The 22,345-nt window shown below is 38.2% G+C and carries 17 protein-coding genes; 6 read left to right on the top strand and 11 right to left on the bottom strand.

Annotated features, from left to right (window positions below):
- From FRZ67_RS13140 to FRZ67_RS13115, 6 genes are all read right to left on the bottom strand, one after another.
- Positions 1-3,372 carry a VCBS repeat-containing protein gene (locus tag FRZ67_RS13140; RefSeq protein ID WP_147190007.1) on the bottom strand — a complete coding sequence of 1,124 codons (3,372 nt, stop codon included), beginning with the start codon at positions 3,370-3,372 and terminating at the stop codon, positions 1-3.
- 343 nt (positions 3,373-3,715) lie between these two features.
- On the bottom strand, positions 3,716-5,323 hold the full coding sequence (locus FRZ67_RS13135; protein ID WP_147190006.1) for a RagB/SusD family nutrient uptake outer membrane protein: 1,608 nt from the start codon (positions 5,321-5,323) through the stop codon (positions 3,716-3,718).
- A gap of 32 nt (positions 5,324-5,355) precedes the next feature.
- Positions 5,356-8,334, bottom strand: a complete 2,979-nt coding sequence (locus FRZ67_RS13130; protein ID WP_147190005.1) for a SusC/RagA family TonB-linked outer membrane protein — start codon at positions 8,332-8,334, stop codon at positions 5,356-5,358.
- 310 nt (positions 8,335-8,644) lie between these two features.
- Positions 8,645-9,304: a hypothetical protein gene (locus tag FRZ67_RS13125; RefSeq protein ID WP_147190004.1), complete on the bottom strand. Its 660-nt coding sequence runs from the start codon at positions 9,302-9,304 to the stop codon at positions 8,645-8,647.
- 55 nt (positions 9,305-9,359) lie between these two features.
- Positions 9,360-9,878: a hypothetical protein gene (locus FRZ67_RS13120; protein ID WP_147190003.1), complete on the bottom strand. Its 519-nt coding sequence runs from the start codon at positions 9,876-9,878 to the stop codon at positions 9,360-9,362.
- A 137-nt stretch (positions 9,879-10,015) separates the two neighbouring features.
- Positions 10,016-10,522, bottom strand: a complete 507-nt coding sequence (locus FRZ67_RS13115) for a GNAT family N-acetyltransferase (RefSeq protein ID WP_147190002.1) — start codon at positions 10,520-10,522, stop codon at positions 10,016-10,018.
- Positions 10,523-10,722: 200 nt separating this feature from the next.
- On the opposite strand from FRZ67_RS13115, the gene nadC reads away from it, so the two are divergent.
- From nadC to FRZ67_RS13100, 3 genes are read left to right on the top strand one after another with little or no spacing between them, the layout of a single operon-like run.
- A complete protein-coding gene (gene nadC, locus FRZ67_RS13110) occupies positions 10,723-11,583 on the top strand; it encodes a carboxylating nicotinate-nucleotide diphosphorylase (protein ID WP_147190001.1) in 861 nt (286 codons plus the stop codon).
- A 12-nt stretch (positions 11,584-11,595) separates the two neighbouring features.
- Positions 11,596-11,940, top strand: a complete 345-nt coding sequence (locus FRZ67_RS13105) for a translation initiation factor (protein WP_147190000.1) — start codon at positions 11,596-11,598, stop codon at positions 11,938-11,940.
- Between the two features lie 34 nt (positions 11,941-11,974).
- On the top strand, positions 11,975-12,202 hold the full coding sequence (locus tag FRZ67_RS13100; RefSeq protein ID WP_147189999.1) for a hypothetical protein: 228 nt from the start codon (positions 11,975-11,977) through the stop codon (positions 12,200-12,202).
- Between the two features lie 183 nt (positions 12,203-12,385).
- On the opposite strand, the gene FRZ67_RS13095 is transcribed toward FRZ67_RS13100, so the two are convergent.
- Together FRZ67_RS13095 and FRZ67_RS13090 are read right to left on the bottom strand one after the other, a co-directional pair.
- Complete coding sequence (locus FRZ67_RS13095) at positions 12,386-12,877, bottom strand: DUF4844 domain-containing protein (RefSeq protein WP_147189998.1); 492 nt, start codon at positions 12,875-12,877, stop codon at positions 12,386-12,388.
- Positions 12,878-12,986: 109 nt separating this feature from the next.
- Positions 12,987-14,669 (bottom strand): NAD+ synthase, encoded by a 1,683-nt coding sequence (locus FRZ67_RS13090; RefSeq protein WP_147189997.1) that lies wholly within the window; start codon positions 14,667-14,669, stop codon positions 12,987-12,989.
- Positions 14,670-14,748: 79 nt separating this feature from the next.
- On the opposite strand from FRZ67_RS13090, the gene gldB reads away from it, so the two are divergent.
- The gene (gldB, locus tag FRZ67_RS13085; protein WP_147189996.1) at positions 14,749-15,759 is read left to right on the top strand and encodes a gliding motility lipoprotein GldB; all 1,011 of its coding nucleotides are present in this window, start codon (positions 14,749-14,751) and stop codon (positions 15,757-15,759) included.
- Positions 15,760-15,834: 75 nt separating this feature from the next.
- Here gldB and apaG read toward each other — a convergent pair whose 3' ends face one another.
- The gene (gene apaG, locus FRZ67_RS13080; protein ID WP_147189995.1) at positions 15,835-16,221 is read right to left on the bottom strand and encodes a Co2+/Mg2+ efflux facilitator ApaG/CorD; all 387 of its coding nucleotides are present in this window, start codon (positions 16,219-16,221) and stop codon (positions 15,835-15,837) included.
- A gap of 369 nt (positions 16,222-16,590) precedes the next feature.
- Entirely contained in the window at positions 16,591-19,281 is a 2,691-nt protein-coding gene (locus FRZ67_RS13075) for a PKD domain-containing protein (protein WP_147189994.1), read from the bottom strand.
- Positions 19,282-19,562: 281 nt separating this feature from the next.
- Between FRZ67_RS13075 and FRZ67_RS13070 the strand changes: the two genes are divergently transcribed.
- Positions 19,563-20,342, top strand: coding sequence for a hypothetical protein (locus tag FRZ67_RS13070; RefSeq protein ID WP_147189993.1), 780 nt, complete (start codon positions 19,563-19,565; stop codon positions 20,340-20,342).
- A gap of 86 nt (positions 20,343-20,428) precedes the next feature.
- Here the strand turns inward: FRZ67_RS13070 and FRZ67_RS13065 are convergent, their stop codons facing one another.
- A complete protein-coding gene (locus FRZ67_RS13065; RefSeq protein ID WP_147189992.1) occupies positions 20,429-20,899 on the bottom strand; it encodes an Lrp/AsnC ligand binding domain-containing protein in 471 nt (156 codons plus the stop codon).
- A 459-nt stretch (positions 20,900-21,358) separates the two neighbouring features.
- On the opposite strand from FRZ67_RS13065, the gene FRZ67_RS13060 reads away from it, so the two are divergent.
- A complete protein-coding gene (locus FRZ67_RS13060; protein WP_147189991.1) occupies positions 21,359-22,288 on the top strand; it encodes a DUF3078 domain-containing protein in 930 nt (309 codons plus the stop codon).
- The last annotated feature ends 57 nt before the right edge of the window (positions 22,289-22,345 follow it).

The raw sequence follows: 22,345 nt of genomic DNA, 5'->3' as shown, positions 1-22,345 counted from the left end.
CTAATGTGATACTACCTGTACCTGATCGTTATTTTTTGCTACAATAATTAATTCTTTTTTTCCTTTTTTAATGAGCTGCATATCCCTCACTGCGCCTTTGATGCTGATGCCACTTTGTTGAGGTGTCAGAGAGGTAAAGTTTCCTTTGCCATCACCTTTTAAAACAGTGGCATAGCTTGCGTCGTAAATACCCGCTTCCGGTTTGCTTTCGTAAAAATTGCCACCCATCAGTATATCAGTGTTGCCATCTTTATCAAAATCAGCTGCTGCTATTGCGTACATGCAACTGAGCTGTGCAGATGCGGGTAATGGTTTTGCAGTGAATGATGCATTCTTATTGTTTATGAACACAGTGCTCTGCATTGTATAAGCTTCAAGTTTTGTGGCGCTGTCTAACTGCTCTTTAGAGAATATATCTTCTATAGTCTGGTTTTTATAGCTTTCGTATTTAAGGTATTTCTTTTTAAGTGCGGGCAACACGGCTACAAGATCATGTCTTAATACCATTGGGTAAGCACTGTCACCGTTGTAGCAGGTTACAATCTGCTGGATGGTACCATTATTACCAAAATCTGCTGCATACATGCATACGGGTTTTTGCTGTGTTGCCCTGAACCTTGAGTTGAGCCCGTGATTAGCGGCAATGATATCGGGGTAACCATCATTGTTTACATCTGCAATTTGTATCCTGTTCCACCAGCCATTTGTGTTTTGCATATTGAGTGTAGCCGTTACTTCTTTTAATTTACCGCCTTCATTGTGGAATATTTTTACAGGCATGTATTCGCCTGCCATTACAAGGTCCGGTTTGTTGTCTTTATCATAATCAAACCACCTGGCATCAGTTACCATACCTGCTTTCAGGAGTTCAGGGGCTGCTGTGTTTGTTACATCGGTGAAAATACCTTTACCATTATTCTGCAGTATATATCCTTTGCAGGGATAACCATAACTGAAAGGTTTTAGCCTTACACCAACAAAGAGATCAATGTCACCATCCGCATCATAGTCTGCAGCTGTTACACAACTGCTGCTTTCAAAAATATAAGAAGGCAGCACCTGTGGAGATTTGGTAAAATTGCCCCTGCCATCATTGATGTACAACCTGTCAATCAGGGCTGTGCTGTTAGGAGAGAACTCATTACCCCCGCTGCATACATAGAGGTCTTCATCACCATCACCATCTGCATCAAAAAATAAGGCATCTGTGTCTTCGCTGACAGCATCTTTTGCAAGCAGCGTTTCATTACTTTTTTTAAAACTGCCTTCTTTTGTTTGAATATATAATACACCGCTTTGATCTTTGGCGCCGCAGATATAGATATCATCAAGCCCGTCTTTGTTCACATCACCTTTGGCCATCCTGGGTCCTTGCGTGGAGAGCATATGGAAGATGAGCCTGTCACGGTCAAAATCCACAAAGTCATTTTCTTTATGGGTAAAGCCGATGCCGTAATGATCATGTTCAATAGTGAAGATTGTTTTATCCGCTGCCGGCTGATGATTGACGGGAGGCAGAACCGCATCCTTTTGTTTAATAGTTAAGAGCTGGTTTGGTTTTACATCTTTGAGGATGTTTGTTTTCCCATCATTCCATACCACTGCCACAGAATCTATCTTTGCTGTTTTACCCAGGCCGAAAGTAAGCCTGGTATCAACTGTTGATTCAAAGCCACGCATGGGCATCTGCTCCTGGTAAGCCATGGTATTATTGTAATGCACAGTTACTTTTGCACCAATACCAAATGTGTTACTGCCATCACCTTCGAGTTTTATTTGCAGGAATTTGTTTTCGGGATGTTGTTGCACTGCCTCGTTTCTGTAAATAAAGCAGGGCATATTTACATTGTTAACCACCAGGTCAAGATCGCCATCATTGTCAAGGTCTCCATATGCGGATCCATTGCTGAAACCAGGTTGTGACAAACCCCATTCCTTTGACTTGTTGGTAAAAGTCAGGTCCCCATTATTACTGTATGCATAATTAGATATTGGAGTAGAGGGAATTAAATCAATTAACTTCTTGATCACATCATTTTTCTTATCTAAAATTTGCTGGCGTATTTCTGTGTAGGCAGCAGCCGTATACTGAATATAATCCTGGTCAGTTATGTCTTTATAAATGCCATTTGCCACGAATATATCTTTCTTTCCATCATTGTCAAGATCTGTTATTAATGCGCCCCAGCTCCAGTCTGTTGCACTTACGTTTGCAAAGCGGCCGATCTCACTAAAATTAACCTTGTTAGAATCAGGCATTGGGCCATTATTCAATTGCAGTGTATTTCTTACAAATTGTTTATAATAACCATTTGAAATATTTGAGTGATACTTATCCCAGTTCTCAAAATTTGTTTTCGTCTTAATGCGTGCATCGTCTTCAGGTAACATATCAGTTACATATATTTCAGGATAGCCATCATTATTAATATCTGCAATATCAGCACCCATTGCATTCATACTTATTTCATGAATATATTTTTCAAGGCATTCTTCAAATGTGCCGTTATGCTTGTTTATATAAAGATAATCCCGTTCAAAAAAATCATTGGATACATAGATATCCTGCCAGCCATCTTTATCAATATCAGCAATTGTAACACCTAAACCAAATCCTACCTTGCTGCTGTAAATACCAGCCTGCTGTGTTACGTCAACAAAATGATTATCATCGTTGCGATATAACTTATTTCCGCCGAGTGTATCAACAATCTTGCGCTGATCTTTTACAAGATCATAGTTGCCTACAGATTTAAACGAGTTGGTCAGTAAATAACAATCCAGATCGCCATCTTTATCATAATCAAAAAAAGCTGCATGCGTGGAAAGGCCTTTGTTGTCTAAGCCATACTCGTGCGCTTCATCAGTAAAGTGAAGGCTCCCATTATTTATATATAAAGAATTGCTTCTGTTGTGACTGGAACTGTCCCCTGATTTACACACGTAAATATCCAGCAAACCATCTCCGTTTACATCGGCCATTGTAACACCGGTATTCCAAACATTCTCAGAGGCCACACCAGCTTTATTGGTAATGTCTTCAAACTGCATATTGCCTTTGTTTAGATAAAGTTTGTTTGAGTGTTGGTTGCTGCAAAAAAAAATATCTGGCAGACCATCATTGTTAATATCACCAATGGCAACGCCGCCACCATTAAAAAAATTACGAAAAGTATAAGGATTGAAATCTTCTGTATAAGTTACGTTATTAGAGAAATCAATGCCGGTATGTTTTGTATCCAGCAATGTAAAAAGGGCAGATAGTTTTTTATCTGTATTGCACGAAATGATTACAACAAAAAAAATAAAAATGCTGCATACATATTCATTAAGAAAAAGCAAACAGGTACCAGAAAATTTTCGCCTCGCCATGCACTAAAATTAGTTGCTTGTTTTAAGTATCGCTTCGAATATCATAATTCTTTTGTTGCCAACTTTACAACTTCAGGCATCGCCTGTTGTGTCACTCACTTGTACTTCTGATAAAACTCAGCAAAATCAGAAATACTATGTCTATTTTAAACCCTTTCAACACTTTTAGCCGTGCTGCTTTACCGACCAGAACGTACAAGAGTGCGACGCAACGGAAGGCCATTAAAGAAATAAAAGCCGGCACACAAAAAATATTTTTAAATACATATATAGGTTTTATTTTAAAAAGAAAGCAAGCAATAGAAATTGCCTGCTGTTTTAAACTGCTCGATATTAATAAAAATTAGTATCCTGGATTTTGCTTTAAATTATTATTCGCATCTATTTGAGCTGATGGAATAGGGAAAAGATTAACATGCGTATCAGGATCTGCAGCATGAAATTCAAACGCACTGTTGTATGTTCCAAACCTAATCATATCCTGTCTTCTCCATGCCTCAAAAAACATTTCTCTGCCACGTTCTGCAAGGAATGTAGCCGCGGTTAGAGAGGCAAATGGAGAAACACCACCATGTTGTGTTCTTATTTGATTTATGACAGCCAGAACAGTAGGATCGTTCCAATTACCTTCTTTTCTTGCAGTTGCTTCTGCTTTTGTTAAGAGAATATCTGAATAACGGAAGATGGCAAAATCATTATCCAGGTCTGGTGTCATTCCCTGGTAAAACTGCCATTTGCCAATTCTTGCACCAGACTGACGCCATGCGTTAGGCTCAAGCTCGTTAATGTAAGGTGTAAAGGTAAAAGGAGCACCATCGGGATCATCGGGCTCTGCGTTGCCAAGTAATCTTACACCTGTGGAAGAATATTGCGGGCCTACAAGAAAATTAGCAGTCATTCTTTTATCTACTGTAGCTGTTATGCTGTCGCCTTTTGGATCAAGACCTACAACCTGTCCCTGCGGACCAGGGTTTTGTACGGGATCTATATAAGAATTATAAAACTCCGCCGTAGTTGCAAAACCATTCCAGGGCTGGTTATTTATATTATAGGTTTGTTGATTAAGATAACTTAGTGTCATCATGCCAACATTAAATCCTGTAAATTTTATATGATCATAAGGAATGGCCCATATAGATTCTTTAGAATTCTGGTTGTTTTGTATAAAATTCTCAACGTAAGTAGGAGATAAATTATATATACCTGAGTTGATTATCTCATCACAAGCTGCAATCGCTTTGTCCCATTGCGGCGTGCCGGTATACACCTCTGCATTTAAGTATAATTTGGCAAGGCAAGCTTCGGCAGTGTAATAATTTACGCGGCCATAAGTAGCAATATCCGGTATAGATACTGGTTTTTTTAGCAATGGGGCGTTAGTGGTAAGCTCTGATTCGATAAAATTATATACTTCCTGTTTTGAAGCATTGGCTGGCGGGTCTGTATCTGCAAAATCTATACTTAAGGGAACATTTCCGTACCAGTCGAGCAACCAATAATAATAAATAGCGCGTAATGCTTTTAGTTCGGGAATATAGGCTAAGGAAGTCTCAGTGTTAATAGTGGTTAAAGTAGCTATTAGCCGGTTACAGGTGGTTATACCTGTATAGCAAAAATTCCAGCCATTACTCGGATCCGGATCAGTAGCAGTATACGTATGTTTTTTTAATCTCACCCAACGTCCGCCATCACCCCAGTCCGGGCCACGGGTTGGTACCACTACTTCATCTGTGGTAACTTCATTCATGGTGAGATAATGATTGTTAGAAGCAACTCCTGACAAATTTGAATACGCAGCACCAACTGCCGAACTTATTTCAAGATCTGTTTGACCAAACTGGTCTCCCGTAACCCTGTCGTACAGGTACTTGTCTTCATCTAATTTGGTACAGGATAACCCTGAAATTAGCAGTACCACAGCCAAAATCTTTATAAATAATTTACTTTTCATATAGTAAGTATGTAAATGAATAAATTTATTTGTTATAAACCAATGTTAACTCCCAATGTGAATGAACGGGTTAGTACCCAGGTCGATCTTCTGTCGATGCCAGGTGCCAATATGTTTCCATTCAAATTATCAGAGTATCTCACTTCCGGATCTGCACCAGTATAACCGGTAATAGTGAACAGATTATGACCCGTAATAAAAGCCCTTATGCTTCTTACAGAGGCCATACCACCTTTCTTGCTAATATTGAAATTATAACCCAGAGTGGCATTGTCTAATTTCACGAAATCACCTTTTTCCACAAACAGGCTGCTGAATATTTGGGCATCATTCAGGTCCGGATTAAAGTATTTTGTGTTTACAACATTATAAATTGAAGCGACGTTGGTATTTTCAAAAAAGGCCCGTTCGGTATTAATAAGATCGTGCCCAAAAGAACCGCGAAGGAAAAAGTTCAGATCAAAGTTTTTATAAGTAAACGTATTGGTCCAACCCATTTCAAACTTAGGTAACCCATGGCCAATTACTGTTTTATACGTGGTGGCACCAGAAAGAACCGCGTTTCCATTACCATCATCAAATAAAAACTTTCCATCCTTATCAACACCCCTATATACTGCATTGTAGAATGCACCAATTTCAGCACCTTCATAGGACCTTGTTATTAAAGTCGCTTCCTGACCCGGTGACCCCAGATTGGTTTCACCAATATATGAGCCCGCAGAAGGATCTAGCCTGGTTAATACCACATGGTTGTGAGAATAGTTTATGCCTGTGTTCCAGTTTAATTTTCCACTTTTCAGCACCTGATAATTCAGCGCTATTTCATAACCAGTACCCCTTAAATCACCAACATTCCTCCAGGCTCTGTTAAAGAGTGCAGGAGGTGACGGAACTGTAACATTAAAAATAAGATCTGAGGTTTTGCGATTATAGTAGTCGATTGTACCGGTTAATCTGCTGTTAAATGCAGCAAAATCAAGACCTATATCAATTTCAGCTTTCTTTTCCCATTTTAAATCAGGATTTTCATTTTGATTGGGTCCATAAGTTGCAATCCAGGCGCCATTAATCAGATAATTTCCTCTTCCATTAAAGGTTAATTCAGACAAACCTGAGAACGGAGGTAGCGCTCCGGTTACACCATAGCTTCCTCTGAGTTTAAGTGTACTAAAACCTGGTACGCTTATTAATTTATTCAAATCCACACCAGCACTTACTGCAGGAAAATAACCCCATTTATTGTTAGGTCCAAATTCTGAAGATCCTTCTCTTCTCAAAGAAGCGGATAGGAATGCTATGTTATTATAATTAAGATTAACACGGCCAAAAAAAGCTACAAGCCTGTTGCCATTTTTATAACTGCCTACTGAGCCGAGGCCATTTTGAAAATCCTGTGCGGTAGAAAAATCCTGGCCAGATAAATCAGTAATAAAATTTCCTCCACCAGCATTAAAGCCCTGATAAATAAAATCCTGGTAAGAGTAACCGGCAATCGATGATATCTCTAGATTTGAAATTTTTCTTTGATAGGACAACGTGTTTTCATATAACTGGGTCAGGGCTTCATTATCGCTTTTATAAGAGTATCCATGACGGCCAACGCCTGTTACACCATTGTAAAATCCACGATCAATAAAAGCATCACTTGGACTATAAGCCGTGAGATAAGTGCTGGTAGACTGTTGTGCATACCTTACCAGGAATTTCAGTCCTTTTAGAATTTCATATTCAGCAGAGCCGGCAAAATTGAGCCTTTTTAAAGTTTGCTCATTGGTATTTTGCTGCAACATTGCAACAGGATTTGAATATTCCGTAGCACTTACTTCAAAATATCCTCCACCAGCTAAATCCTGATCAGGGGTTTGTGCATACACAGGGGAAGTAGGGTTATAAATTACTGCATATTCAAAGGCATTAGAAAACCCCAGATCGGCGATTTTACGGGTTGCGCCAAATTCTACATTAAAAACTAATCTATCATTTAAGGCCTTGTGTGTAATATTTAAACGGCCATTCAATTGTTTAAAACCCGTTGTAATAGCTATGCCTTCCGCATTTCTATAATTTAAAGAAGCATTGTAAGTAGTATGATCATTTCCACCGGAAAAAGAAAGATTGTGCTGATGAGAAAGAGCAGGCCTTGTAATCTCATCATACCAATCTGTATTAAAACCATAGTCTGTGCCGGCACCTAAATTTTTTATAAGCGCCCTGTATTCATCAGCAGACATGTGTTTTGTTAACCTTGCGGCAGTTTCCACACTAACAGAACCATTGTAGTTAACCTGAGATGTACCACGTTTTCCTGTTTTGGTGGTAACGATAATTACGCCGGCAGAACCGCGGGTGCCATAGATGGCTGCGGAAGAGCCGTCTTTTAAAACATCGATGCTTTGAATATCATTTGGATCAATTGAATTAAGATCAGCTCCAACCTGACCATCTATTACAACCAGTGGCGATGTGCCTGCGCCAAGTGTGGAAAGCCCCCTCAACCTGATTTCAAAACCTCCATTAGGATCTCCACCCGGACGAGCTATGGAAAGACCTGCAACCTTACCCTGCAGCAACTGAGCCACATCATTAATGTTTCCTTTATTAAATTGTTCCGCAGTTACGCTGGTAATAGCACTTGTTATTTCCTTTTTCTTTTGGGTGCCGTAACCTACCACTACTACGTCAGTAAGCTTGTCTATACTTTCATTAATCTTTATTTCAACCTCGCTTTTGTTGCTTACATTAACCTCCTGTGTCTCGTATCCTATTACCGACACTACTAATACTGAAGACCCATTTGGCATAGTTATAACAAATACGCCATCTTTATTACTGGTAGTACCAATGCTGGTACCTTTTACCAATATACTGGCACCTTCAACAGCAATGCCAGTTGACGCATTCAAAATTTTTCCTGAAACTTTTTTTGATTGTGCGAAAATACCTGTACTTGCGAAAGTGAACAGAAGGACAGATATAAACACTCCCTTCAGAAGTAGTTTGATCCTCATAAAGCAATCGTTTTAGAAGTTAATTAGTAGTGTGATTTTTAAGTGTAAAAAACACATTTATTTAATAAATGTATAAAATACACTTGATTAAAAAAAATAATTTTAACAATTCCATAAACTTTTTACCGGCAACAACAATAGCATAGTATTTATAATAAGTGAGGGCTAAATACTACACAGCGTTAAAATTCAGTAATACAAAGAGATAAGTATGTAATTACCGGGATAAGTTAGAATTGAAATGAAGATGGAGGCTTGCAATTGGTTGTGCTGCAAACAAACCATTTACCTTATATATTACTAGAGCCTTCTATTGTAACTTGTATTTTCTGAAAAAATTTTCTTTGGCATCTATCACCCATAAAAGTGTATCTGGTTGTTGATTTCCTTTTTCATCAAACACACCAAGAATGAAAAAATGTGTGGAGTCTATCCAGCGGCCATCAATAAAATTTCCTGATGCACCAAGGAAAATCAGTTGTGCGGATGAATCAGCTTTCGGAAAAAGCAAAGAAGCCTTTGTATCCACTTCGCCATCTTCTATTTTGGTATTGCCCATTTTATCTTTCACCAACACCTTGCCATAAGTTCCAATATCCAATATATAACTGCTGTCCGGTGACCATTTTAATAAGGGGGCATAATCTTTATAAAATCCAGGTTCAGGTTTAAAATATTTTTTCTGCATACTTTCCTCGTACCAAAATTCCTTTAGTTTAAATTTTTTCCAGGTACCGGCATTATTATGAAGTGATAAGTCTAACCATTTGTCTGCATTGTTTTCAAAGATCAATGCGCTATCTTCAGAGGCAATATCCTGTACCACAGTTACAGAATCTTCTTCTGTTTTTGTTTCTTTTTCCTGAGAATTGTTGCAGGATAATGCCAGCATAAAAAGCAGCAGCTGCAAACAAGCCAGCCAATTTTTTTTTCTTTTGTTGGTATGTATAAAGAGATCTAAATACTTCATGTTATTAAATTTATGCAGAACCTAAGTTTTTCAAATTCCCGTTCTAATGCCTGTATTATTTTTGCTCAGTAATATTGATTTGCAGCAGATCTTCTAATCTTTCTTTTATAAGCCTAAGGTGGTGTTCATCTTTGTTTGCAGGAGGAATGCTTAACAGCAGAATTGATTTACCTGGTTTGATATTCATTACAAATAATACGCTTCCCGGCATACCCCTTTTTCTAACCAATTTAATATTGTTTATATCACTTCTGTTGATATTTTTTTCCTTCGTTCCAAAGATCGTTTTTTGTACAATGTACAGCTCTTTGTGTTGTACAATCTTTAACTCTGTTATATAAGAGCGTGTAAATAATAAAACAGCTACAAATAAAGTAACTGCTATCAATACGTAATTCCAGCCCATAGGTATGGAAGCGCCAACCTGCTGTAAGAAAAACCATGTAAATAAAATAAGAAAAAGAGGAACCAGTCTTGTTACAATAAACTGGTAGCGTTCCCGGTTTTCACTTTCCTTCAGGTGCAGGCAATCCTCCGTATCAGCCAGCGCTTCGTATGGATGATAGATATTCATAATTGCAAGTTAGCAAGTATAATATAAATGAAATGTGATGATTGTCAGTTCGGTTGCTCCTGTCGAAGGGAATACTGAACGTACAAGTGAGTGACACAACAAATGAATAATAGCAGTAATGAAGCCGGTTAAATAAATTACAAAAGTTTTACCCAAATATGATCATCCATTAGTACATTATTTTTTACAACAGATCTTCGGCGGATGCCTTCCAGATAAAAATTATTTTTCTGCAACACACGCATAGAAGCTTTGTTGTGTGCAAACACTTCTGCATAAATGCGCACCACGTCAAAACGATGTTGCACATACTCCAGTAAAATACGCACCGCTTCTGTGGCAATGCCGTTTCCTTTAAACTGTTCACCAATAAAATAACCGATCTCTACGCTCTTGCGGTAAACATCTGTCTTTGGTACACAGCCAATGCTGCCTGCAACTTTGCCGTTATAAGTAACTGCAAAATTAATTACAGGATTCTGTTCTTTACAATGTGCAATCCACTGCAGTGCATCCATTACGGTGTAAGGATGTGGAAGATGATCGCGAAGGTTATTAAATATGTTGCGGTCATTTGCAATAGCGGCAAGCGCCTGTGCATCTTCGCGCTGCCATGGACGCAAAGAAATATTATGCATGCTCATCTTCTACAGGATGTTTTAAATAATCTGTGTAATAAGGAAACACTGCTTCAGTTAACAAGCTGCATAGCTATGATTTTTTTTGATACAAAGAAATTATTTATGAACCCGGCTACAGCATTGTAATCATGCTTTCGTTGCGTCGCACACTTCAGCGGTTTGTTCTTTATGGAACATGTAAACCGATTACCTACTTTTGTTTTATGAAATCTTTTGATGAACAACTGGAGCACCTGGTAAGAGAAGCATTAGCAGAAGATGTAGGCGATGGCGATCATTCAACACTCAGTTGCATACCTGCTGATAAAAAGGGCAAAGCTGTTTTAAAAATAAAACAGGATGGTATTCTTGCAGGTGTGGAGGTTGCAAAGAAAATATTTACCATTGTTGAACCTGCAATGCATTTTCAACAATATAAGCAAGATGGGGATACGATGCAATTTGGAGAAAAGGCTTTTGAGGTAGAAGCGTCTATTCATACTATTTTGATCTGTGAAAGACTTGTGCTTAACTGCATGCAACGCATGAGCGGCATTGCGACACTTACACACACTTATGTTGAAACGCTAAAAGGTTACCACACTAGAATACTTGATACAAGAAAGACAACACCCAACTTTCGTTTACTGGAAAAAGAAGCCGTGAAAATTGGTGGCGGCATGAATCATCGTTTTGGTTTGTTTGATATGATCATGCTGAAAGATAACCATATTGAATATGCAGGCGGGCTGGAAGCTGCTATCAACAAAGCTTACAACTATACACAAACAATAAAGCCCGGTTTAAAAATAGAAGTGGAAACAAGAAGTATGGATGATGTAAAAACAGTTTGCAACATTGGTAAAGGAAAAGTATTTCGCATAATGCTGGATAATTTTGAACCGGTGCAAATAACAGAAGCATTAACTATTATTAATAGAGATTTTGAAACAGAAGCCAGCGGTGGAATTAACCTTGATAACATTATTTTTTATGCAGCAACAGGCGTAGATTATGTAAGTGTTGGCGGATTGATACACCAGGCAAAAAGCCTTGACCTTAGTTTAAAAGCAGTGATTATTTAATTTTCAATTCTTATGAGCAAGAAAAATAAACCGGATACAAGGGGGTTTGTATACAGCACAGATCCCAATTTTGGTTTTGAACCGGAAGATAATGCAGAGCAGGAAACATTGCCGCCTGCGCAACAAAAGCTGCGTATAAAATTAGAAACCAAACATCGTGCTGGTAAAGCTGTAACATTGATCACTGGCTTTATTGGTACAACAGATGATCTTGAAAAGCTGGGCAAAACGTTAAAGAATTTTTGCGGCACAGGTGGCAGCGCAAAAGATAAGGAGATCATTATACAGGGAGATCAGCGTGATAAAGTTTTGCACTGGTTGCTGAAAAACGGTTACAGTAATTCAAAGAAAATATAGTAAACAATATGCTCTTTACCTTGTTTCTACTATCATGCAATTACTTGATGCTCTAAGTGCACTCTTTTATTTTTATGTATTAGCGTTTGCCATAACAATACTCATTTTATTTATTGGTCTTCGCATGGCTTATGTGGCATGGACAGAAAAGAACGATAACCTGATGCGGCGTGCAAAATTAATTTTACTGTTTTCTATAATTACGATATTATGTATTGCTATTGTAAGTTTTTTTGAAACGGGGAAGTTGCCGGTTGAGTAGTTACAAGAGTTTGCATCTTAGTTTACTTCCTGAAAATTTTAATTTGCTCAAGTCTTATCAAAGCTTGTTCTTTTGTATAATCTTCTTTTCTTAATGTTTCGACCCATTCGTAGTTCCCAAAATGGATTCGCTTAATTCCAGGTCCAGGTGAAATCAAATTTAACCCGCTGCAATTTTTGCATTTCACGATGAACCAATCAGTATCAGGAATACCTTCCTGTTTTTTAGTATTAAGGTTTCAAGTTGAGTCTTACAGTTACTGCATTCTTGTAATTGCTTTTCTATCACTTTTTCACTCTTTCGAAAAAAGCTACTTAACTTTAGAAGAATTGTTAATACTGAACCATACATCCACGTACTCAAAGCATCATTAAAAGCTACATTTACAATTGTCGCTAATTCTAAAAAGAGATCGCAAATGAATTCTCGTTCTTCAGTGTCATAGTCAAACTTATTGAAATGGGAAAGTTCAGTTTTTAAAATTACTTTTAATTTTTTCTCAGTATAGTTTTGATTAACTGCATTAATTAAATTATCTGTACAGGAGTTAAAAAGTACTGTCAGTTTTTTACACAACTCGTCGTCAGAAGGAATTAGCCCTCTTTTATCCCAGGCATCTGCAGAAAATTTATCTCTTTGTTTAAATGCTAAAAGTTTATCTATAGTTTTTTGCATAAAGTTTTGAGTTGGGTTGTGAGTTTGTTTTAGTTGAATTATTTATCTGGACGTACAAGTGAGTGACACAACAACCGATGCCACAAGTACAAAAGCTTGTAACAAAAAACTAACTCAAATACTTACCTACAATCGGCACTCTTCGTCCTACACCAAATGCTTTTGGAGACACACGTATAATAGGACAAAACTGGTTGCGCTTGTATTCATTTGTGTTTACGAGTTTCAAGGTTCTGTCAACAACAGCGGCATCGAAACCCATATCCTTTATTTCATTTGGTCCCATGCGCCGCTCAATGTATTGGTATAAAATTTTATCAAGAATGTTGTAATCGGGCAGGCTATCACTGTCTTTTTGATTGGGTCTTAACTCTGCACTCGGCGCTTTGTGAATGATGCTATTTGGAATAATTTCTTTGTTGCGGTTGATATAATGCGCCAACGCATACACCTGCAGTTTATAACAATCGCCGAGCACACCAAGGCCACCCGCCATATCTCCGTAAAGTGTACCATAACCTGTTGCGAGTTCACTTTTGTTGGAAGTATTGAGTAAGATATATCCAAATTTATTGGAGATGGCCATCAGTAAATTTCCACGTGTTCTGCTCTGCGTATTTTCTTCGGCAAGCGAAAAAGGCAAATCACCAAAGATGGGTTTGAGTGTGGTTAAAAATGATTCGTAAATATCATTGATGCGAATGATGTCGTAAGGATTATTGAGATTCTTACTCAGTTGCACTGCATCATCAACAGAATGTTCTGTTGAGTAAGGAGAGGGCATTAACACCGCACGAACATTTGCCGCACCAAGTGCTTGGCATGCAAGTGCCAGCGTTACTGCGCTGTCAATGCCACCCGAAGAACCAAGTATGGCTTTTGTAAAACCCATCTTCGTAAAATAATCTTTGATGCCCATTACCAGTGCATCATGCACCTGTTGAATATTCAAATATTCATCCAGTGTTGGAGGATTCAATTCATGATCGGGAATGCGGTCTGCAGTTTCAAGAATGGGTGCCTCAATAGTGCCATCATCGTTTAATGTAACAGTTTCGATGGCTTCTTTAAACATGGACAGCTTCTTGCATAAGTTTGCATGTTTATCAAATACTAGTGATGCTCCATCAAATACGATCTCTGTCTGGCTGCCAACACCATTACAATAAAACATGGGTAATTTATATTTCAGTACGTTTGCTTTTACAATGGCTTTGCGATCTTCATCATGTGTGTAATCAAATGGTGATGCGCTGATGTTGATCATCAGGTCCGGGCTTTGTTCCATTAATATATCCATTGGGCAAATGCGATAGATAGGATTATCGCCCAGATTCCAGATATCTTCGCAAATTGTTAATGCAATGCGCTTGCCTTTGAAGTCGATTGTTTTCCAATCATAAGCAGGCTCAAAATAACGGTATTCATCAAACACATCGTAAGTAGGTAAGCAAGTCTTATGAATTTCGGCTTTTACTTCCTTCTCATACAAAAAGAATGCGGCATTGAAAAGATCTTTCCCTTCTTTGATAGGGTTACGTGCAGGTGAGCCAACGATTACCGCAATCGTGTCTGCGTGCTCCTTTATCGCATCAATACCCGCATAACATTTATTGATAAAATCATTGAACTCTACAAAGTCGCGTGGCGGATAACCGCAAACACATAATTCACTAAACACTACAATATCGGCCTGATGTGTCTTGGCTTCTTCTATAGCCTTTATGATTTTATTGATATTGCTTTCAAAATTGCCAATATGATAATTCTGTTGTGCTAAAGCGATCTTCATGGTGCAAATTTCACGAATATTAAAACACGAATTTCGCGATTAACAAAATCATTTCACCGCTTTATCGTTAATTAGCGGTATGAAAAGAATTGCATTTGCATTATTGGTAATTATTTGTGCTTATTCCTGTTCAGATAAAAAGAGCATTCCCAATGTCTCGAATATAAAAGTGCAGATAGATGTAAAACGTTTTGATAAAGATTTTTTTGCACTTGATACAAATAATGTAGAAACATCTTTGAACAAACTGCAACAGCAATACCCAACATTCCTGAATGATTATCTCTACAACATACTCGGTATAGAACCAATACCTGATAGTGTTACCAAAAAAGTTAAACGATTTATTTACGATTATAAATCCGTTTATGAGTCTGTGCAATCAACCTTTACTGCAACAGAAAAAATGCAAAAAGAAATTACAAAAGGTTGCCAGTTTGTAAAATATTATTTTCCCGAATACAAACTGCCACAACATATAATAACTTATATAGGCCCTATAGAAGGTTATGCCAATGTATTAACCAATGAAGGCCTTGCAGTTGGTTTACAGCTATATCTTGGCAAAGATTATTCACTTTATCAAACAGGTTTTGTAAGAGAAGTTTATGCAGAGTATCAGTCACGTCGTTTTGAGCCGGCTTATATTCCTGTTAACTGCATGAAGAATATGATGGATGAAATCTATCCTGCAGCTAACCCTGATCAGCCATTGATATATCAAATGATAGAAGCAGGCAAACGGTTATATATGCTTGATCAATTTTTGCCGGAAACTGCAGACAGTCTTAAAACCGGTTATACACAGGCACAATTAGATGGTTGTTACGAAAGCGAAGCAACGATCTGGAATTTCTTTCTCCAGAATAATTTATTGTATATAACAGATCCATCGCAAACAAGAGATTATGTAACAGATGGGCCACGTACAGAACTGCTTGGCGAAGCATCCCCTGGTTTTATTGGCCAGTTTGTGGGCTGGCAGATCGTAAAAAAATGGATGAGTGAAGATTCAAAAAGAACTTTGCCGCAACTATTGAAAACACCTGCTAAGGAAATTTTTGAAGAAGCGAAATATAAGCCGAGATAATTGGATCAATTAGGTAATTTGAAGATTTGAAAATGCTTTTTGTTTTATACAAGCAATTAACATTTTATTTTCAAATTAGTTGTTTTTAAACGGCGCAATCATTTCAAACGGTGGGATCTTTACTTTAAAAGTAACTTTCGAGTTTTGGTTCTCCATAATATATGTGCCATACATGCGGCCCATTTCTGTACGCAGGTTACAACCACTTACATACTGAAATTGTTTGCCTTGTTCCAATACAGGTTGTACACCTACAACACCTTCGCCATCTACTTCCCGCTCCTGGCCATTACTATCAAAAATATGCCAGTGCCTGTGCAGTAACTTTATGGTAAAGTGATTGTGATTCTCAATTGTAATGCGGTAAGCAAACATAAACTCATTATTCACCGGGTTACTGTAGTCCGGCTGGTAGAAAGTCTCCACGCTAATTTCAACGCCTTCGGATATTTTGGATACCATGTTACTGATCGTTTGCCTCTTGTAAAGGTAATGATTAGATTCTTTAATTGAAATACAGGTCATACATCCAACGATGCAAAATAAGTGGATATTGTTTTTGTGCCCGGCATTTGTAGAAGCATTTAGCATTTGTTGCGTCGCACTCTTGTACTACAATGCAGATAGCTGCAAGTGAAAAGACAAAAGTGAAAGGAGAAGAATGCACAATGGTTTTGACTTTTCACCTTTCACAGGTCATCATTCCAACTGTACAAGTGAGTGACACAACAGCCGATGCCATGAAATGCTGCCGCTGCAAAATAAATAATGAATAAAGCATTCAGTGAAACTAAAAATAAAAGCCGCAAACCAAATTAATTAATACATCTCTTAACGTATCAATACAATCGTACCTTTTTTTGTTACAACTCTACCGGTATAATCTATTGCCTGCACCATATAAACATAAGTGCCTGTGGGTTGTGGCGTGCCCGAAATATTTCCATCCCATCCCTGGTCAAGCGCTGAAGTAGCGTATAGCATTTGCCCCAGACGGTTGTAAATTCTGAAGTAATTAAATTGTTTCATGCCTACTACTTTTGGTCGTATAATATCATTGCGTCCGTCACCATTTGGCGTAAATGCAGAAGGCACAAATATGTTGGGCTCCGTTTTGAATACGATCACTTTTATATCGTCGCCTGCAGAACAACTATTAATGCTTACTGTAACATGATAAGTCATGGAATCATATTGCGTACCAAGTGTAACAATTGGATTTGCTACATAAGGATCATTCATACCTGTAGTTGGCGACCATGTATAAGAAGTACCACCCGTTGCATTTAATTGCAATGGCTGGTTGGCAACAATTACTGTGTCGTTGCCCCCAAATGCAGATATAGGTGGGGTTACAGTAATGATGGTAGTATCGCTTGCCGGCTTTGGGCAGCCATTATTATCTGTAACAGTGATAATGTATGCAGTTGTTGATGTAGGTGCCGCAGTTGGCGTCAGTGTGTTTGCATTCAATAAACTATTTACAGGGTTCCATGCAAAAGACGGTGCTATTGTTTTGGCAAAAAGTACAACTGTTTTTCCATAACAAATAGAGGTGTCTGCACCCGAAGTAACCTGTGGATATGGTGCCACATTTATTTTTATGCTGTCTGATGCGGTGCAACCCCCAACAGTTGCTGTCAATTTATATTCAGTATTAATTAATGGTTTTGCAAAAGGGTTTTTTATTTTACTATCGCTAATGCCCGTTACCGGAAACCATGCAAAATAAATGGCATTCGTGGCAGGGAAAAGCTGGATGCTGTCTGTTAAGCAAATGGTAGTATCTGCACCGAGATCGAGTGTGGCAAACGGAACAACATTCACTGTAACAGAATCATTAACGGTGCAGCCATTATCATTAAGTGCAACCTGGTAAATGCTGGTTGATTTTGGATAGACAAATGGATCAGGAATATTTGTGTTGTTAATGTTTATTGCAGGCGACCAACTAAATGCAGGGGTATTTGCTAATGAGTCTGATGCATGTAATTGTAAAGTATCTGTTGCGCAGATAAGCGTGTCTTTAAAAGCTAATTGCAGTGGCGGTTTGTCATATACAATAATCTGTTTCATAATAGTATCGAGACAACCTTTTGTATCACCTACAATTAATGTAACTGCTGTTTGCTGTGGTGATGGATATAAGTATTGCGGGTTTTGAATGATTGATGTATCTGATGTTACCGGGTAATCCCCAAAGTTCCATTTCCAGTTGCTTACCGTTCCATATTTTGATCTGGTAAGATCCATAAATTGATACGGCACCAATACACAGCCTCCCTTTGCATTAAAATCAGGAATAAAACCCGGGTAAATTTTTGCAAGTGTTGTGGTAGAATCAGAGCATTGTGCTCCCCTGTTTGTAATAAGTGTAACCTTGTATATACCTGAATCAGGAAAATTATAGCCCGGCGTTGGATTTGTTGAGGTGTCCAAAGCATTTGTTGGATCACCAAAATCCCAGTAGTAAGAAAAGATAAGCGGCGATGTAGATTCGTTTTCAAAATTAAGATGAAAGCCATCGCAGGTTAAATAAGATGGTTCAAGTTTGGCTTTCGGGATATTGCATTCTTCTACGCGGATGATAAAATCTTTTTGGTGCGATGCGATCAATTTACCATGCCGCCATTCGTATACAAACACATTTACAATATACCGTCCCGCTACAGAAGAAGCCGTTCCACTTATTATGCCTGTAACAGGATCTATGCTAACATCTTTGCCAAGTGGTTGCGTGCCTGAAAAACCAAAAGCCGTATTATAAGTAATAGTATCATATGGTGGCGGGCCCGCACAAGTACCTTCACAGACAAGGCCTGTCTCAGGTGTAGCTGTACATCCATCCGACCAAAAAATGCCGCCATTATACGCAGAGGCAAAAGCATAACTTAACGAATCTCCGTTTGCATCATCGGCACCAAAATCAATGGCAAACTTAGTTCCCGAACATACAAGGGCAGTATCTTTTAGATTGAAAACAGCGCTGCTGTTATGCTCTGCAGGTAAAACATTTTTTCCCGGAATGTTTGCTGTGTAAGTGACACCTGGTACACCGCTGGCCGTAAATTCAACACCAAATTGATTTTTAGATGCTGCCCTGCAGCAATTTTGATAAGCCATTATATAACCAACATCATTATCTGCAAGTGATACGGTGTCTGAATATGTTTTTACTTCATAGCAAACAGGCGGTTTGTAAGCAACACAGGGCGGATAAGTAGTAAGTGTTATAGATAAAGAATCTCTTAGCGGTAAGCCAAGTATTCGCATACGTGAATATGGCAATGTACCAAGGTAAATTGTTACAACTGCTCTTACAGGCAGGCAGGCAACATTTGTACTATCTCCACAGGGAACGTTACAATCACGGAATAACCGCAGTGAAATTTCATAAACGCTTGTACCTGCAGAACTGCCAGGGCCTATATATTTATAATACACTTCCCCGCCCACAATATGCGATGCAAAAATTTTTGTTGCACAAAAGAAAAGCAGGATAATTAATATAGTTCTTTTCACGGGTAATATTGTTACAGCAAGGGAAGCTTCATGAAGTTACATTTTGTTAGCGTAAAATATTGTTGTAAGAAGTGAGTAACTTTTAATGTACCCAACTGGAATGCATCTATTATGCTGCTGTTGCGTCGCACACTTGTACTGCTGCACATTACGCAACAATCAAAAAACAAATGAATATTATTGTATTGATACAAGCTTATAAAAAAGCAAAATGCTGATAATATTACTGGTTTTACACAATCCTTTATTTATACATTTGATAATAAAATCTGCATCGCATCATGAATAAACTTTTATTCTTCTCACTGTTATTTATTACTTCGTCGGTTTGCGGACAGGAGAATTACGAGATACAGGTGTATGGCGCACAAACACAGCAAAAGAGCAGTACCATATTTGAACTGCACAGCAATTACACTTTTGATGGGGAACGGCAGGAAATAAAAGGTGTGAGACCCACTTATCATGCACTGCATGAAACGATTGAAATAACACATGGCATTACAGATAATTTTGAACTAGGTTTTTATCTTTTTATGAATTACCTGCCAGGTTATGGGTTTAACGTTATTGGTACGCATTTACGTCCACGCATTATGGCGCCTGCAAAATGGAAATTACCGGTGGGTTTAAGTTTATCCGCAGAAATAGGTTACCAAAGTGCACATTATTCTGCTGAAACATGGAGCATAGAATTAAGACCAATTATAGACAAGCAATGGGAGAAATTGTATATTTCATTGAACCCTACATTAGGTGTGCAGTTAAAAGGAATTGAGGAATCATCCGCGCCGGCATTTGCTCCCAATATAAAAGCCAATTATGCTTTTTTTAAAAATGGCGCCATAGGCGCAGAATATTATGGAGATCTTGGGCCGTTAAATGCATTTGAAAAGGGGCCGCAACAAAGCCAGGCCATCTTTGCCACTTTTGATCTTTTGAATAACACACACTGGGAGCTAAATACAGGCGCAGGTTTTGGACTTACTGATGCTACTGATGGTTTTGTATTTAAGGTACTGGTAGGCAGAAGGATCTACTGGAACAAAGAAAAGAAATGATCTATTTTTTGTTGCCATAAAAGTAGACAGTACAAGTGAGTGACACAACAAAAGATGCCATAGCATACAACTGTCTGTTCCCAAAATTATTCTCCGCTAGCAATTACATTTCTGCTAAAGCTTTCGTCGAGGGATATAAATGTTTCGGTGCGTTCGATGCCTTTTATTTTTTGAAGTTCATCGTGCAAAACGAAACGCAGTTGCTGGATGTCTTTGCATACTACTTCTGCAAACATGCTGTAGTTTCCTGTGGTATAATTAAGGCGCACAATTTCAGGAATTTTTCGCAGGTCTTTGGCCACGGTATCGTAGAGAGAACTTTTTTCAAGGTAAATGCCAATAAAAGCGATCACATCATAACCCAATGCTTTGAGGTCGACACTTAGTTTTGTACCTTTAACAATTCCAACTTCTTCCAGTTTTTTGATACGTACATGAATAGTGCCGCCGGAGACAAATAATTTTTTGCCCAGATCAGCATAAGAGATTTCGGCATTCTCCATCATTTCCTGAATGATCTGGTAATCGAGCTTATCCAAATTTACTTTATGACTCATTTTCAAGGCAGGTTTTTTGATGTTTTCGAATAGATGGTGCAAATATTTAGAATTTATCTATATTTTCAAAATTTTTATTGAAATATTTGTAATGAAAAGAATTCTTTCTTTAATATTGCAGTTCCAAAACGCAAGATAAGCGTTTAAAATTGTGGGGTGATGAAACTCTTTGGCAGACATGCCCTCTCGTCTCGGGGGTGGGGATAACAGGATAAACGAAGTGTAGAGCCGACCGACCAATGGTTAGGCCGACCAGGGTTGACCACTAAAATCTTCTTTGCACTTTGGCTAACTGCCCCGTGTAGGTTCGAATCCTACCCCTACAGCTAAAATAAAAAGCCACTGAACTTTTCAGTGGCTTTTTTTGTAGAACTCCATTGGCACCTGTTGTGTATCATAATTTTTCTGCTCACAATCTTTTACTTTTGTTGCAACACTTTGCTCACCAAAATAATAATTATGAAGAAAGCACTAATGGTCATTTCATTCATTATCCTCACTGTTGCTATAACCTATGCGCAAGACCAAACCATCAAAACTCTGCAAACAGAATCCGGCAAAACAATTGCAAAAGATCCAAACGACACCATACCTAAACAGTGGAAAACGGGCGGCACTTTTAGTTTGAATATAGCGCAGGGCTCATTAAGCAACTGGGCAGCAGGTGGAGATGAATTCTCCCTTTCTGCCAATACTTTTATAAATGCACACGCTTTTTACAAAAAGGATAAAAACAGTTGGGACAATAATGTTGATTTTTATCTGGGTTATGTAAAAACAACCAGCCTTGGTACACGCAAGGTAGATGACCGTATAGATATACTCTCCAAATATGGCTATGCTTTAAATTCAAAACTCAACCTCAGTTTATTGGGGAATGTTAGAACACAATTCTTTAAAGGATACAGTTATCCTGATGCTACTACAAAAATTTATACTTCTAATTTATTTGCACCTGCTTATGTATTACTAAGCCCGGGTCTTGATTATAAACCAGTTCCCAATCTGTCCATCTTTGTTTCACCGGTTACAGCAAGATGGGTACTGGTAAAAGATACTGTACTATCCACACTATACGGTTTGGAAGCAGGCAAAAAAAGTGATTTTCAGTTTGGCGCATACGTAAGCATTAATTACACGGCCCAACTTGGTAAGGTTGTTACATACCAGGGAAAGCTTGATCTGTTTTCAAATTATCGTCATAACCCAGGTAATATAGATTTATACATGACCAACCTTTTTACTGCCAAGCTTTCAAAAGTGCTGTCTGCTACTTACAGCCTCGCAATGATCTATGATGACGATGTAAGGCAATTCGGCCCAAACAAAAATTCACCCCGCTTGCAAATACAATCATTATTTGGTGTAGGCATACTGGTAAAACTGTAAAGTATCTTCAGAAAATACTTAGAACCATCATAGCGCTTATGATGGTTTTTTTGTTTC

The sequence above is a fragment of the Panacibacter ginsenosidivorans genome, from assembly GCF_007971225.1.
In the GTDB taxonomy this organism is placed as follows: Bacteria; Bacteroidota; Bacteroidia; order Chitinophagales; family Chitinophagaceae; genus Panacibacter; species Panacibacter ginsenosidivorans.
Note: the sequence above shows the minus strand (reverse complement) of the source record. Positions and strands in the feature narration are given on the sequence as shown.

Coding starts and splice junctions, on each gene's coding strand:
- FRZ67_RS13135 (WP_147190006.1), bottom strand. CDS start 5,323: ATGAAAAGTAAATTATTTATAAAGATTTTGGCTGTGGTACTGCTAATT.
- FRZ67_RS13115 (WP_147190002.1), bottom strand. CDS start 10,522: ATGAGCATGCATAATATTTCTTTGCGTCCATGGCAGCGCGAAGATGCA.
- FRZ67_RS13100 (WP_147189999.1), top strand. CDS start 11,975: ATGCAATTACTTGATGCTCTAAGTGCACTCTTTTATTTTTATGTATTA.
- FRZ67_RS13130 (WP_147190005.1), bottom strand. CDS start 8,334: ATGAGGATCAAACTACTTCTGAAGGGAGTGTTTATATCTGTCCTTCTG.
- FRZ67_RS13065 (WP_147189992.1), bottom strand. CDS start 20,899: ATGAGTCATAAAGTAAATTTGGATAAGCTCGATTACCAGATCATTCAG.
- FRZ67_RS13090 (WP_147189997.1), bottom strand. CDS start 14,669: ATGAAGATCGCTTTAGCACAACAGAATTATCATATTGGCAATTTTGAA.
- FRZ67_RS13105 (WP_147190000.1), top strand. CDS start 11,596: ATGAGCAAGAAAAATAAACCGGATACAAGGGGGTTTGTATACAGCACA.
- FRZ67_RS13060 (WP_147189991.1), top strand. CDS start 21,359: ATGAAGAAAGCACTAATGGTCATTTCATTCATTATCCTCACTGTTGCT.
- FRZ67_RS13140 (WP_147190007.1), bottom strand. CDS start 3,372: ATGGCGAGGCGAAAATTTTCTGGTACCTGTTTGCTTTTTCTTAATGAA.
- FRZ67_RS13070 (WP_147189993.1), top strand. CDS start 19,563: ATGAATAAACTTTTATTCTTCTCACTGTTATTTATTACTTCGTCGGTT.
- FRZ67_RS13125 (WP_147190004.1), bottom strand. CDS start 9,304: ATGAAGTATTTAGATCTCTTTATACATACCAACAAAAGAAAAAAAAAT.
- apaG (WP_147189995.1), bottom strand. CDS start 16,221: ATGGTATCCAAAATATCCGAAGGCGTTGAAATTAGCGTGGAGACTTTC.
- gldB (WP_147189996.1), top strand. CDS start 14,749: ATGAAAAGAATTGCATTTGCATTATTGGTAATTATTTGTGCTTATTCC.
- FRZ67_RS13095 (WP_147189998.1), bottom strand. CDS start 12,877: ATGCAAAAAACTATAGATAAACTTTTAGCATTTAAACAAAGAGATAAA.
- FRZ67_RS13120 (WP_147190003.1), bottom strand. CDS start 9,878: ATGAATATCTATCATCCATACGAAGCGCTGGCTGATACGGAGGATTGC.
- nadC (WP_147190001.1), top strand. CDS start 10,723: ATGAAATCTTTTGATGAACAACTGGAGCACCTGGTAAGAGAAGCATTA.